Source organism: Exiguobacterium sp. s11, from assembly GCF_018619015.1.
Taxonomy (GTDB): domain Bacteria; phylum Bacillota; class Bacilli; order Exiguobacteriales; family Exiguobacteriaceae; genus Exiguobacterium_A; species Exiguobacterium_A indicum.
In genome coordinates this window covers 316,248-329,861 of sequence record NZ_JACSNF010000002.1, presented here as the reverse complement: position 1 = coordinate 329,861, position 13,614 = coordinate 316,248, and the positions used below count along the sequence as shown (strand labels likewise).

At 47.0% G+C, this 13,614-nt stretch carries 14 protein-coding genes; 8 read left to right on the top strand and 6 right to left on the bottom strand.

The genetic code is table 11. The annotated features are described in order from the left end of the window. Nucleotides 1-168 precede the first annotated feature (168 nt). Nucleotides 169-1,608, bottom strand: a complete 1,440-nt coding sequence (locus KNQ12_RS09320; RefSeq protein WP_214747729.1) for an NADP-dependent glyceraldehyde-3-phosphate dehydrogenase — start codon at nucleotides 1,606-1,608, stop codon at nucleotides 169-171. Nucleotides 1,609-1,826: 218 nt separating this feature from the next. On the opposite strand from KNQ12_RS09320, the gene KNQ12_RS09315 reads away from it, so the two are divergent. After that, nucleotides 1,827-2,705: a chemotaxis protein CheV gene (locus tag KNQ12_RS09315; protein ID WP_023467660.1), complete on the top strand. Its 879-nt coding sequence runs from the start codon at nucleotides 1,827-1,829 to the stop codon at nucleotides 2,703-2,705. A 47-nt stretch (nucleotides 2,706-2,752) separates the two neighbouring features. On the opposite strand, the gene KNQ12_RS09310 is transcribed toward KNQ12_RS09315, so the two are convergent. Next, nucleotides 2,753-3,121, bottom strand: a complete 369-nt coding sequence (locus KNQ12_RS09310; protein WP_023467659.1) for an Hpt domain-containing protein — start codon at nucleotides 3,119-3,121, stop codon at nucleotides 2,753-2,755. Nucleotides 3,122-3,243: 122 nt separating this feature from the next. Between KNQ12_RS09310 and KNQ12_RS09305 the strand changes: the two genes are divergently transcribed. Then, nucleotides 3,244-4,179, top strand: coding sequence for a magnesium transporter CorA family protein (locus KNQ12_RS09305; protein ID WP_023467658.1), 936 nt, complete (start codon nucleotides 3,244-3,246; stop codon nucleotides 4,177-4,179). A gap of 72 nt (nucleotides 4,180-4,251) precedes the next feature. Here the strand turns inward: KNQ12_RS09305 and KNQ12_RS09300 are convergent, their stop codons facing one another. Beyond that, nucleotides 4,252-5,355: a PP2C family protein-serine/threonine phosphatase gene (locus KNQ12_RS09300; RefSeq protein ID WP_058712912.1), complete on the bottom strand. Its 1,104-nt coding sequence runs from the start codon at nucleotides 5,353-5,355 to the stop codon at nucleotides 4,252-4,254. A 126-nt stretch (nucleotides 5,356-5,481) separates the two neighbouring features. Between KNQ12_RS09300 and ytzI the strand changes: the two genes are divergently transcribed. Both ytzI and KNQ12_RS09290 read left to right on the top strand, forming a co-directional pair. Next, nucleotides 5,482-5,655 carry a YtzI protein gene (ytzI, locus tag KNQ12_RS09295; RefSeq protein WP_023467656.1) on the top strand — a complete coding sequence of 58 codons (174 nt, stop codon included), beginning with the start codon at nucleotides 5,482-5,484 and terminating at the stop codon, nucleotides 5,653-5,655. 134 nt (nucleotides 5,656-5,789) lie between these two features. Continuing rightward, nucleotides 5,790-6,341 (top strand): hypothetical protein, encoded by a 552-nt coding sequence (locus KNQ12_RS09290; protein WP_023467655.1) that lies wholly within the window; start codon nucleotides 5,790-5,792, stop codon nucleotides 6,339-6,341. Between the two features lie 52 nt (nucleotides 6,342-6,393). Here KNQ12_RS09290 and KNQ12_RS09285 read toward each other — a convergent pair whose 3' ends face one another. Together KNQ12_RS09285 and KNQ12_RS09280 are read right to left on the bottom strand one after the other, a co-directional pair. Beyond that, a complete protein-coding gene (locus tag KNQ12_RS09285; protein WP_081637419.1) occupies nucleotides 6,394-6,978 on the bottom strand; it encodes a YdcF family protein in 585 nt (194 codons plus the stop codon). Nucleotides 6,979-7,338: 360 nt separating this feature from the next. Next, entirely contained in the window at nucleotides 7,339-8,163 is an 825-nt protein-coding gene (locus KNQ12_RS09280; protein ID WP_035398221.1) for an endonuclease I family protein, read from the bottom strand. A 337-nt stretch (nucleotides 8,164-8,500) separates the two neighbouring features. Here KNQ12_RS09280 and amyS point away from each other — a divergent pair, with 337 nt between their 5' ends. Next, nucleotides 8,501-10,042: an alpha-amylase gene (gene amyS, locus KNQ12_RS09275; protein ID WP_214747726.1), complete on the top strand. Its 1,542-nt coding sequence runs from the start codon at nucleotides 8,501-8,503 to the stop codon at nucleotides 10,040-10,042. 45 nt (nucleotides 10,043-10,087) lie between these two features. On the opposite strand, the gene KNQ12_RS09270 is transcribed toward amyS, so the two are convergent. Then, on the bottom strand, nucleotides 10,088-10,702 hold the full coding sequence (locus tag KNQ12_RS09270; RefSeq protein ID WP_023467651.1) for an NAD(P)-dependent oxidoreductase: 615 nt from the start codon (nucleotides 10,700-10,702) through the stop codon (nucleotides 10,088-10,090). 181 nt (nucleotides 10,703-10,883) lie between these two features. Here KNQ12_RS09270 and KNQ12_RS09265 point away from each other — a divergent pair, with 181 nt between their 5' ends. From KNQ12_RS09265 to KNQ12_RS09255, 3 genes are read left to right on the top strand one after another with little or no spacing between them, the layout of a single operon-like run. Then, the gene (locus KNQ12_RS09265) at nucleotides 10,884-11,576 is read left to right on the top strand and encodes a hypothetical protein (protein WP_214747723.1); all 693 of its coding nucleotides are present in this window, start codon (nucleotides 10,884-10,886) and stop codon (nucleotides 11,574-11,576) included. Nucleotides 11,577-11,593: 17 nt separating this feature from the next. Beyond that, a complete protein-coding gene (locus KNQ12_RS09260) occupies nucleotides 11,594-12,517 on the top strand; it encodes an AAA family ATPase (protein WP_029341157.1) in 924 nt (307 codons plus the stop codon). 6 nt (nucleotides 12,518-12,523) lie between these two features. Next, nucleotides 12,524-13,591, top strand: a complete 1,068-nt coding sequence (locus KNQ12_RS09255; RefSeq protein WP_214747720.1) for a DUF58 domain-containing protein — start codon at nucleotides 12,524-12,526, stop codon at nucleotides 13,589-13,591. Nucleotides 13,592-13,614: the final 23 nt, after the last annotated feature.

Sequence of the window (13,614 nt, the reverse complement as noted above, 5' to 3'; positions counted from 1 at the left end):
CACGCCTCTTTTCTCTCGTCCATTTTCTTTCATTATAGAGAGAATGAAGCTATAGCGCCAAACTTTGTGCGTCAAAGGGTAACATTTGTTTTCTAGCTTACGTTACGGCGTGAGAAATGGATGCACAAAAAACCGACCTTTCCGCAGATTGAAAGGTCGGTCAGAAACTTATTTTAAGTTGAGGACCGTTAATTTGTCGCGTGTCATCGAAGCGAGGCTACGTCCGACGCCTTGAACGCCGAGACCCGATGATTTCACACCGATGAATGGGAAGTGGTCAGGACCACGTTCCGTCCGACCATTGATTTGAACAGAACCTGTTTCAAGCGCATCCGCTACTGCAAACGCAGCATCGATGTTCTCTGTGAAGACACTTGCTTGAAGACCGTATTCTGATTCGTTTGAGTATGCAATCATTTCGTCGACCGAGTTGACACGGATGATTGGAAGAACTGGTCCGAACGGCTCTTCCCAAGCAACGCGCATATCGCGTGTCACGTTGTCAAGAAGTGTTGGTTCGATCAAGTTCGCCGTACGTCCGCCACCTGTGACGAGTGTTGCGCCTTTGTCTGTTGCGTCCGTGATCAAGCCTTCGACGAAGTCCGCTGATTTCGTATCGATGAGCGGTACGACGACACTGTCTTGTTCAGGTGAACCGACTGTCAATTTCGCGATTCGTGTCTTGAGTTCTTCGATGAGTGCATCCGCTTGGTGATCAAGAACGAAGACGCGTTTGATTGCTGTACAACGTTGACCTGAGTAAGAGAACGCCCCACTGATGATATGGTCTGCCGCAAGTGACAGATTCGCATCTTCAAGTACGAGTGCTGGATCTTTTCCACCAAGTTCAAGGACAAGTGGAATCATTGCCGATTGACGCGACAAATGTTGTCCTGTGCCTGTACCACCTGTGAATGTGATCATGTTGATGCCCGGGTGAGCCGTCAAGTAATCACCGATGACCGATCCACGACCTGTGACGATGTTGACGAGTCCAGCTGGAAGACCTGCTGCGACGAGTGCCTCGACCATCAAGATACCGCTGATCGAACCTTGTGTTGCCGGTTTGAAGACGACGGCGTTTCCTGTCATGAGGGCAGGTGCGAGTTTCGCTGCTGCCAAGTTGACTGGGTAGTTGAACGGTGAAATTGCAAGGACGACGCCGAGTGGTGCTTTTTTGATGACCGCGATTTTTTTCGCGCTACCACCAGGGAACGAATCCCCTTGCATCATCTGACCGTCGAAACGGAGACCTTCTTCCGCTGTGTAGCGAATGATTTCAGCTGTCCGTTTGACCTCTTTGACGCCATCTGCACGTCCTTTACCGACTTCGCGCATGATGACTTCACCGATTTCGTCCGCACGTTTTTCGAGTTCCGTTGCCCAAGCGTGAAGCAATTCAGCCCGTTTGTTTGCTGGTTGTTTTGCCCACTCTGCTTGTGCCGCTTTCGCTGAAGCGATGGCACGATCGACTTCCGGTTTCGTCATCGCTTGAACGCGACCGACAAGATCCTCTTTATATGGTGAAGAGATTTCAATTGTCTCTTTTGATTCACTTTCATGCCATTGTCCATCTAGTAAAAATGTGTAGGTTTTTGCTGTAGTCATTCCACTCTACCTCCATTTATTTTTATCTCTCTCATTTCAGTGTGTGGCTGCATAGCTTATTGTAATCAATTGGTCTGACAAATGCCAAATTTTTTGCTTAACATATTATGAAAGCGATTACAACACTTTTTTTGTCAATTCAGAACTAGAATTTTCAGCGTAGCATGCCGATAACTAGTCAGAAGTGAAGTGAAGGTAATGGAAAGGGGCACAACCATATGTATAATCAGCACGATATTTTATTAGAAGCCGGCACGAACGAACTCGAGATCGTCATCTTCCATTGCGGACCATACACGTTTGGAATCAACGTCATGAAGGTCCGGGAAATCATCGTTCCGCTCCCGATGACACCACTCCCAGGTACACCGGATGCTGTTAAAGGATTGATTGAACTGCGTGGCGAAGTCATGACAGTCATCGATTTGCCGACGGTCATCGGTGTTCCCCACGATGAAGCAACCGAGGATCGATTGATCATCTGTGAATTTAATGGGGAAAAAAGCGTCCTGCGTGTCGATTCCGTGACGGAAATCCGTCGTATCTCATGGGAACAGATCGATACACCAAACGAACTCGCTCGTGGCATTGAGGGATTAACGAATGGTGTCGTCAAAACGGGCGACAAAATGATCATCCTGCTCGACTACGAAAAAATCGCACTTGAGCTCTCACGCAAGGATATCTTCGCCCGCGAAGAAGGGCGTCGCGTCCAGTCCCGTGACCGGTCCGACAAAGTCATCTGGATCGCCGAAGACTCGGAAATGCTCCGGACGTTGATCATCGAAACACTCGAGGAAGCCGGTTACCATGGTCTGAAATGGTTCATCAACGGTAAGGAAGCTTTTGATGCGTTTGAGAACGGAAGCAACTGTGACCTCCTGATCACCGATATCGAGATGCCGAAGATGGATGGACTACACTTGACGAAACGACTCCGTGAAGATGATCGTTATGCGGAATTGCCAATCATCGTCTTCTCTTCCTTGATTTCCGACGATTTACGCCATAAAGGTGAATCGGTTGGTGTCAATGCACAAATCACGAAACCGGAAATCGGTCGTCTGATCGAAACGGTCGATTCATACGTCTTGTAAATCAAAAAAAGCCGACATGAAGTCGGCTTTTACTATTTATTTCATCCTTAACGTAAAGCGTCAAGATTTTTTCCAGTAAACACATCGAGCCAGACGACACGGAATTCCACCATGCATTGCTCAATCCGATCGACGATTTCTTGTGTTCCGGTCATTGAACCAGATTCTGCTTCTTTTTCAAGCAGTTCGAAATCATCAGCTAAATCATCAGCGGCAACGGAATAGGAAGCACCTTTTAGCAAGTGAGCGAGCTTTTCAGTTTGCTCAGCATCTTGCTTGGCGACGGCATCTTTTAGTTCAGGAAACTTTCGATCGAACTGCGCGATATACGTTTCTCCGATTTTTTGAAGGAACGCGTGATCCCCACCCGCGATCGATTGAAGTTCTTCGAGCTTCTTAGCATTAAAAAAAGGCATGTCTTCCCCTCCTCTGTTTTCATCTTATCACTAATCTTCGTAAAAAAAAATCGGAGAATCATTTACACGCCATCGTTTCTATTTCTATAATGAGACAGTGAAGAGCAGGAGGGATAGACAATATGTTGACGATTTATCGAAGCGATGTCACCGGGGCAGTCAACGAGATACAGGAGTTCACGAAGGGTTCCTGGATCCATCTTGTCAATCCGACAAAGGACGAAGCCGACCAAGTCATCGCTGCTACGAATATTCCAGAGGATTTCATTTATGACCCTTTGGACGTGGAAGAAAAACCACGTTTTGAAAAAGATGAAGAAGGTCTACTGATGATCGTCGACGTTCCCTACATCGAAGAAGAATCATCAGGACGCCGTTATAATACGATTCCGCTCGGTATCATCGTGACATCCCGTCATTTCATCACCGTTTGTTCGCAACAGCTCGATGTCCTGACGTTATTCTCGAGTGGTAAGTTGCGAGGATTCCGGACGAATTACCGATCGCGCTTCGTATTCCAGATTCTCTATAAAGTCAGTTCCTCGTATTTACGTTTCTTGCGTCAAATCGATCGTCGTATGGACGAACTTGAGGAAGAACTTCAACGTTCGATGCGAAATCAAGAAATCTTTCAATTGATGAATCTTCAAAAATCATTGGTCTATTTCATGACGTCCTTGAAATCGAACGATGGTGTGCTCGACCGAATCATTAAGACACCGAGTCTTGAGAAACATGAAGATGATGAAGATTTACTGGAAGACGTCTTCGTCGAACACCGACAAGCGATGGAGATGGCTCAAATTTATAAAGACATCATCAGTTCGACGATGGATACGTTTGGTTCTGTCATCTCGAACAACGTCAACTTCGTTATGAAGTTCCTTGCCTCAATTACGATTGTCATCTCGATTCCGACGATGATTTCCGGGATGTTCGGGATGAACGTCCACGTTCCATGGGAAGGAGAAGTCATCGGATTCTGGATTGTTTTCGGTATGATGATTTTCTTCTCAGGCCTTGCAGCATTTATCCTATGGCGTAGAAGGTTTTTCTAGACCTTGTATGGTTTCATACAAAAAAGACTAGGTAGCGGAAGTATCTGCTACCTAGTCTTTTTCTATTGCGCTTTAGTTAATCTCGACTGTCACGAGACAAAGGTCATCCGCTTCATCGCTCTGATCTGGTTGAATCAACTGATGGATATTCGGTCCTTGTTGTTCAATCAAGTTTTGAATAGCGTGGATCCCTTCATCAATACCTTTACTGTAGAGTTCCATGAAACCGTCCGTATAGAGGTAAACACATCCTGGTGAGACGATATCGATCGTCTTGCTCGTATAGGTCGAGTCTTCGAACATACCGACTGGAAGGCCCGTATTCTCAAGCGGAATGATTTGATCATTCATGCGTAACAAACCAGGTGGGTGCCCTGCGTTCGCATAGCTGAGCTTCATCTCATCTAGGTCGATGTAAAGGTAAACGGCAGTGAAATAGATTTCTGTCTCGTCTCCCGGGAACAATCGACTCATCTGCTGATTCAATTCTTCAAGTACTTGTGCTGGATCACCAATTCGGTGCACGAGTTCAAATAAGATCGAACTCATCCCCATCGTGATCAGCGCAGAAGAGACACCGTGTCCCATGACGTCAAACAAGATGATGCCATATTTATTCTGAGAGATGCGATACCAGGCATACATATCTCCCGCTAATTTCTTAGACGGGATATACGTCGCCATGATGCGGATCTCATCGTCTTCGATATTCGCACTGAGCACACTCTGTTGCAGTTTTTGCGCCAAATCAAAGTCTTCCTGTAATACTTTTTCATAGCGTTTTCGCGCATCGATTGCTTGTTTCAGACCGATCGCATTACGAACTCGCGCGAGCAATTCCGTTTTTCGGATCGGTTTCGTCGTATAATCGGATGCCCCTGCATTCAGTCCATCAACGATATCTTCTTCGTTTGATCGCCCGGAAACGATCAGAATCGGTAATTCATCAAGACCAAACCGTTTTCGAATCAAACGTGTCGCCTCGATTCCACTGATCCCCGGCATTTCGACGTCGAGGAGAACGACGTCCAACTGTTCGATGAATAACGGATCATCCATTAATTCGATTGCTTCTTCCCCACTCATCGCCTTGACGACGTCATAGCCTTCATTTTCTAACAATCGCTCTAGGAGCATTAAATTCGTTAACTCATCATCTACGACCAAAATACTCATACGCCGTCACCTCGTTCCGTTTAACATGTTTATCTGACATCAGTTTAGCACACAACCTACAATTTCGTTTAGACGGAAGCTGCGTTTTCCGTCATACTAGAAAGTGAACGAAAGGAGGAGTGGACTATGTGGTTATATGTCGTCTCCATTCTCATCATCGTATTCGTCTTGGTCGCCTCGATCATCGTCATTTCGAAAGGATATGGCTACAAAGGCAACAAAGATGATATCGAAATCGATTATGATGAAATCAACCGAAAACTTCGTCACGAAAATGATGATGATTCATCCAACAAATGAACCTCTTAGACCATCATATCACGATGGTCTTTTTTATATTCATTTCAAATACATGTTATTTTTAAATGTTTTTTATTCACTCACAAGGGTATATCCATATCATGGTTAAATATTATCTCAAGGGAGTGTTCATCATGGAACCGAAGCTTCAACATGATCCACACGCAGCACACGCAGAACATCCGAATCGCCAGTTCGATCAGGAAGAATCATCAGGTCGTCAAATCAATCTCGTCACAGGGATGTTGCTCGGTGCCCTTGTCGGCGGTCTATTGACGCTACTTAGTTCTTCGTCTCGCCAAAATACGAAACAGAGTTTACGGGGGGCGAAAGATTCCGTCTCTACCCTCGCTTCTTCTATTAAGGAAGATCCGTCAGGTAAAGCATCACAAGTCATCAATCAAGTGAAGAGTGCTTCAAGCATCATTCAAGAAGTCGCATCTGACGTTCAAAATGTCTATGACAAAGTGAACACAGAGCTTGAAACGGTGAAATCAGATGCCTCGACGGTGAAAGAGACAGTAAATGAGACGAAAGGTGACTTGAATGCAATCAGCAATAAAGTCGTCGAAGCGAAGGATGTCGCACTCGGCAAAGAAGAACCACCTGCTGAGCATGATGCTTCCGACAAACAAGCAAATGATTCTCAATCTTCCGAGGAAAAACATAAAGGTGAAGGCATCTAATCATTCAATGCACTTCTTCTTTCGCCCCGACATGTTCAGCATGTCGGGGTTTTTAGCGTAGGAATTGAACAACGATCGCAACGCGTTCGCGCATTCCGAATCGAAGGACTCCTGAAAGTGGCGTCTCAGCCGGAATCGCATCCGTCTGTAAACCAAGTTGCTGTGCTTCTTTTCGAGCACGGTATAAGTGGAAATCCGACGTGACGATTGAGACGCGTCGGACGTCCTTTGGCAACAACGCTTTTGAAAACTTTAGATTTTCTGTCGTTGATGTCGAGTCGGCTTCAAGGATCAATCGCTCTTCAGCAATCCCGGACGCCATCATTCCGCGTCGCATCGCTTCTGCTTCCGAAATATCTTCATCCGGACCTTGTCCACCACTTAAGATGAAGCGGACTTCTGAATGTTTTTTCCCATATGCCGCAGCTGCCTGAATCCGGTTATGTAGGATTTGCGAAGGTTTTTCTCCTTTGACACCAGCGCCGAGGACGATGACATACGGTGACGTTCCATCAGCGAGTGGTCGCTCCCCTTTGTTGACGAAAATACCGACACTGTACCAGAAGGCGACACAAGCGACGAGCCCCCCACCGACCATCCATTTGATGTTTCGCTTGTTAAACGTGCGTTTGATCATACCGTACGACCTCTCTACTAAAAAATAACTTACGGTAGGCAATACGAATGGTTCTCCAAAAAAGTTTCAGCATAACAGGTTCGGACTCAATGAAAAAAGGCTGACTCAAAAAAGAATGACGCGTCTTTTCACGCCCTTTCCTCAGGCGAGACACAAGCCAGTTTTCCTGCTTTATTCAAGCAGGAAAGCGGGTCTTATTTGTCTCTGTCAGCGCAAAGATGCGCTTTTCCCTGTAGGAGTTGCGTGAAACGCGTCATTCTTTTTGTTACAAGATAGGGGTGGCAGATCATCATTCTGCCACCCCTATCTTTGTAGAGACTGACTGTTGAGTCAGCCCCTTTCCTATTTACTGACTCGTCATCAATTTCCCCAAATTGATGTTACGTATTCCGGATGATCGATGAATGGATTCCGGTTTTTTTGCCACTTCTCAAAGATGACATCGTTGCGACGTTTCTCGAAGCTATCGACTGGGTCAAGCTTATTCCATGCTTTCAGCGTCGACAATTTGCCATGTAACGGGTTCGTACCATTATTGACGTTTTCTGAGGCTTCGAGATCGATTTCTCCGCCACCTTCATAACGAACCGCCATGTAGAAGATCATCCGCGCGATGTCACCTTTGACACGGTTCGGTGGTTCCCACGAATCGCCATCACGGTAGCAATCGCAACCACTGTATTTCGTACCGCCATTGTCGAAGTCAAGATTCCCACGTGCACTGTTGACGACGACGTCTTCCGGACGCAAGTGATGCAAGTCTGTTCCAGGACCGTTCGTCGTACCAAAGTCACCGTGCGACTTTGCCCAGACATGTTCACGATTCCATTGACCGACATTCCCACCGTTGTTACTTTTCGCAATCGATTTTCCCGTGTATAACTCGATGACGTTATTCGCATTATTTGGATCTTGATCCGTTTCTTTCAGTGCTGTCCATACCGTGTCGTATGACACTTGTGTATGGTTGTCGATGATATCGTGCAGCGATGCCTTCAACGCTGCCCCTGTCTTCCCCGCTGCTGGTAGATAGTACGCATCGATCGTCGATTGTGACGTGACCATCTGCGGACCTGCTGAAACTTGTTTTGGATCAACTGTTTTTGCTGTGACCGGTGTAAATACGATTGACCCGAGTGCAAGTGTTGCGGCAAGCGCACCTGTGACCTTTGACTTCCAGTTCATGTGTGTTCCCCCTTAAATGGTATGTATGAGAGCTGGTGTTACACGCTCATTTTCACACCGAATCCATTCCTGGTGGAAGATGGACGATAGACCTGCTTTTTTAAAGGTGAGTCGTCGTTCAGAATATTCATCGAAAGGCAACGGTTAGATGGTCCTGATTTTTTTCATTCATGACGTTAATCTCATCAAAATAATTCTTCAGAAGAAATATTCTAGGGTCAAAAGTCACGAACAAAAGAGACTTACAAATAAGAATCCGGGACGATATTCCTCCTGTCTGAAGCTTCCCTATAATAAATAATGCAAGCGCTTTCACAAATCATAAGGAGGTCTTTACGTGAAACAAAAAAGATGGATTTTAGCAACCGTCGCATCCGCTGCTTTTTTAGCGCCACTTGCGCAACCGATTGCAGTCGGCGCAACGGCAGACAACGGAACGATGATGCAGTATTTCGAATGGTATGTGCCAAATGACGGTAACCATTGGAACCGTCTCGGGAGTGACGCAACAAAGCTTGATCAGCTCGGAATCACATCGGTCTGGATTCCCCCTGCTTACAAAGGTACCTCGCAAAATGATGTCGGATACGGCGCCTACGATCTATACGATTTAGGTGAGTTCAATCAAAAAGGAACGGTCCGTACGAAATACGGCACAAAGGCGCAATTAAAAACGGCGATCGGACAATTGCATACCGCTGGAATCGATGTCTATGGTGATGTCGTCATGAACCATAAAGGTGGCGCCGATTTCACGGAAGCCGTCACGGCAGTCGAAGTCAACCCGGGTAACCGTAATCAAGAAGTCTCTGGCGATTATCAAATCCAGGCATGGACGGGTTTCAATTTTGCAGCACGAAATAACCTCTACTCGAACTTCAAGTGGAAATGGTACCACTTCGACGGCACGGACTGGGATCAATCACGTTCTAAGAGTGCCATCTACAAGTTCCGCGGTACCGGTAAAGCGTGGGATACGGATGTCTCAACTGAAAATGGCAACTACGATTACTTGATGTATGCGGATCTCGACTTCGATCATCCAGAAGTCCAGCAAGAAATGAAGAACTGGGGTAAATGGTACGTCAACGAACTTGGTCTTGATGGGTTCCGTCTCGATGCCGTCAAGCATATCAAACACGGTTACTTAGCGGACTGGCTCGCGAATGTTCGTCAGACGACGGGCAAACCATTGTTTACAGTCGCAGAGTACTGGCAGAACGATCTCGGCACGTTGCAAAACTACTTAAGCCGGACGAATTATCAACAATCCGTCTTTGATGCACCGCTTCATTATAAGTTCGAACAGGCAAGTAAAGGCGGCGGGTATTTCGACATGCGGACGATCTTTGATGGTACTCTCGTCAAGAGCAATCCAGTCCAAGCCGTCACACTCGTAGAGAACCATGATTCGCAGCCTGGACAATCGCTTGAATCAACGGTTCAGTCATGGTTCAAACCGCTTGCTTACGCGATGATTCTGACACGCGAACAAGGCTATCCGTCGGTCTTCTATGGTGACTACTATGGTACAAAGGGTACGTCGAATCGCGAAATTCCAGCACTCGCTTCGAAGATTGATCCGTTACTTAAAGCACGGAAGGACTTCGCGTTCGGGAAACAAAATGATTACCTCGATAACCAAGACATCATCGGTTGGACACGTGAAGGTGTCTCAGACCGTGCGAAATCAGGTCTTGCGACGATTCTGTCAGATGGTCCTGGCGGTAGCAAGTGGATGTACGTCGGGCTTCAGAACAAAGGAGAAGTTTGGACAGACATCACTGGAAACAACACGAAGTCGGTCACGATCAATCAAGATGGCTACGGTCAATTCTTCGTCAATGGTGGTTCAGTCTCCGTCTATCGTCAACAATAAGCAATCAAAAAAGACTCTTCCGTATATGGGAGAGTCCTTTTTTCTTCATTCTGCTAAACCGACACTCGATTTGATATGATCTTCTGTCTCGATTGCCTGTAAGAGGAAATGCGCCACATCTGCGCGATTGATTTGTTTCGCATCTTCCGGTACACCTGTATCTGCTTGACGATAAAGCCCCGTCAACGGACCGTTCAGTAAACGGAGTGGTCGGGCCACCGTATAGTTCAAATCCGCTTGTTGCAAAAGCGCGATCGCTTGGCGGTGATCCTTCAGTGGATTTTTCAGAATCCGCTGAGCGAGCATCCCTTGTACACCCGGTAATTCATCATCAACACCGGCAGACGCAACATAACCGATCCGGTCTACCCCCTGTTTTTTCATCGCTGTCACAATCCGGACGAGACTCCGTTCTAAAAAGCCGCTGTATGCAAGACTCTCAGTGCCAAGAGCCGTCAGGACAGCCTCTTGCCCGGCAACAGCAGCCGTCACCGCTTCTTGATCGAGCACGTCGCCTTTAACGACGTGTAACCGTTCGTCACGTAGTGTCAGTTTTTCCGGACTACGGACGAACGCTGTGACCTCATGCCCGTGATCAATCGCTTGCTTGACCAGTTCTTGCCCCGTTTGACCCGTCGCTCCAAAAATAATCAATTTCATACAAAACACCCTTTCTCTTTCAACAACCACTGATTCCATCATACCCTCACCACTTGAAAATGAATCGTCTCACCTTGTCTTTATTTTCAGAAAATTGTTTTTATTTGTTAAGCGTGTATGCTAAAATCTTCCTAAGTACATATGGATATTTTTTCCTTAAAAACAGGAAGGAGGATCGCTTGTGTTACGGCAACGCTTTATCATGTCGCTTGGTGTCATTTTGATTGGTCTGTTCTTGTTTCAAACCGTCACGACGTACGTCTATACGCATTACATCATGCCGGATCCTGTTAAGCCCGTCTCAGAAGAACATCTTGCTGAAGGAGTACCTGAAAAAAAACAAAATGACGCAATCATCATGTCGAAACGTATTACTCGAAAAGAATTAGACAAAATCGAACGTATTCCTCGCCCGAAAGAAATATGGAAATCACTCAAAGCAAATGTATCTGACTCTCCACTTTCTTATCTGCAATACATCATTTTAATCAGCTTGTTTAGTTTCATGGTCTGGAAACTCGTTCAGTCGCGCCGCGTGAAAAAACGGCGCAGGTCTACAGGAGAGGTAACGGATGACGTTCCATTCGCTCAATCAATCTTTCGTCCTGCTTCTTTAAGAAAATCACCTTACCTATATGCATCGTATTCGTCTTCACGTGTCCGTGATCTCGTCATTCGTTTTGAGCAACAGTTACCGCGCAGTCAGCAACGTCGTCCGAACGAAACGCTTGAAGACTGGTTACGTCGGATTGAAGTCGCTGTCGATTTTCAGTTATATCGGGATATCCGCTACGGTGACATGTCGGAAACAATCGTCACGGACGATGAGATTTTACGCTTCGAACAACAACTAGCACGCTACTCAACCATTTAACCTTGGAGGGATTTCCTATGAAACTACAACAATTAAAAGACCAACTCAATTCCATCTATCTCGGTAAACCGGACGTCATCGATCTCTGTCTGACGGCACTCATCGCTGAAGGACACATTCTCCTTGAAGACGTACCGGGAACAGGGAAAACGATGCTCGCCAAAGCGCTCGCTCAGAGCTTCGAGAGTGCCTTTTCGCGGATCCAGTTCACGGCGGATCTTCTCCCATCAGACGTCATTGGTTCAGACTTCTTCAATTTAAAGACGCAAGAGTTCGAGAATAAACGCGGTCCCTTGTTTGCGAACGTCGTCTTGATCGATGAGATCAATCGTGCCGTTCCGCGGACACAATCGGCACTGCTTGAAGCGATGGAAGAGCGTCAGGTCTCGATTGGTGGAACGACCTATCAGATGCCAGCCCCATTCTTTGTCATCGCGACACAAAACCCGATCGAATCGGCAGGAACGTTCCCACTACCGGACGCCCAACTCGACCGGTTCATGGTCGCAATTGAAGTCGGTTATCCGGATTTCGAGAACGAACGGCGCTTATTGTCTGAGATTCTGACGAACGTCCGTCGGTCAGCTGTCGGCATCGCGTCAGGTGGTGACTTGATTTCCTGGCAGGAAGAGGCACGCCGCGTCCATGCATCACAAGACGTGCTCGATTACTTGCTCCATATCGTCCAAGCGACACGAAACCATGAACTCATTGAAGTCGGCGTCAGTCCGCGTGGAGCGATTGCATTACTTCGCGCCTCGCAAAGCTACGCGTTCTTGAATCAACGCGACTTCATCATCCCGGAAGATATCAAATATCTTGCAAAACACGTCCTATCCCATCGCCTGACACTGACACTCGAAGGTGGAATCAAGACGACGAAAGCGGCTGTCTTGACGCATATTCTGGACGACGTGCCGGTTCCGGTCGAGATGGGGTGACGAATCATGCAGATTGAACGTTCCGTCCCGTTTTGGCTTGAACGCCGACTTTTTCCACTGTACGTCACGATGACGTTCATCTTTCTCTTCATTCCGCGTCTTTCCGTCCTCGGTTTTCTGTTCGCAGCTTTGGCGACGATTCATTTCGTCGTCGGGCGAACAGAAAAGCAGCTCCGACGGGATGTCGCAATCGAATGGAAACATTATGAATCATTGATGTTCAACCAGGAGAAGACGTCGCTCCATTTGCAAGTCTTCGGCGTCGAATCCTTGAGTCAACTCGGACTCGAAGCGACACTTCGTTTGCACACGGATGGCGGAGTCATTTTCCCGGAGATGGACCCACTACATCCGGCGACGTTTCATGCAGTAATTGACTCTGAAGACGCAGTGACGATCCCGATTCAGACGGTTCGCCGCGGACCAGCCGAGTTCGATGAGATCATCTTGACGATTCGCCTGCCCTGGAAGATGGGCGTTTATCTCTTTACGTTCGATACATATCCGTCGTTTACAGTCTTACCGTCCTTGACAGTGCAAGCGACGCCGCTTCTCTTACAGCGTTTACGAATCGGTGATCGACCGGACCGTTACTCACCGCTCAAGAACAAACTGGTTCAACTCGGTGCAAAACCTTATACGGCGGAACCGTCAAAAGAGATCGATTGGTATGCGACGGCGAAGACCGGTCGCTTGCAGGCAAAAGTATTCGAAACGAGCAATCAAGATACGTTTACGATTGCCTTGAACTTATCTGCCCCGAGCGGTTACGGACTCCACCAACAATTTGAGACGTTCATCGAACAAGCGGCATTCCTGATCAGTGAATTAATCAAGGAGGGCTGTAAGATTGAACTGTTCTTGAATCGACTCGACGGAGCAAACCGGATGACACATCTCTCGTTACAAGAAGGACAACCGCAATTAAAACATGTCCTGATGACCCTTTCGACGGTCTCGATGCGTGATTCGTTCATCGCGACACAACAGTTCGAACGCTATGTACTGCGCAGGAAACATATGAACAGTCAGTTGATCCAAATTGGCAATGACCGGATCCTCGCCATCGGCTGAGGATCCAAAGAAAGGAGTTTTTC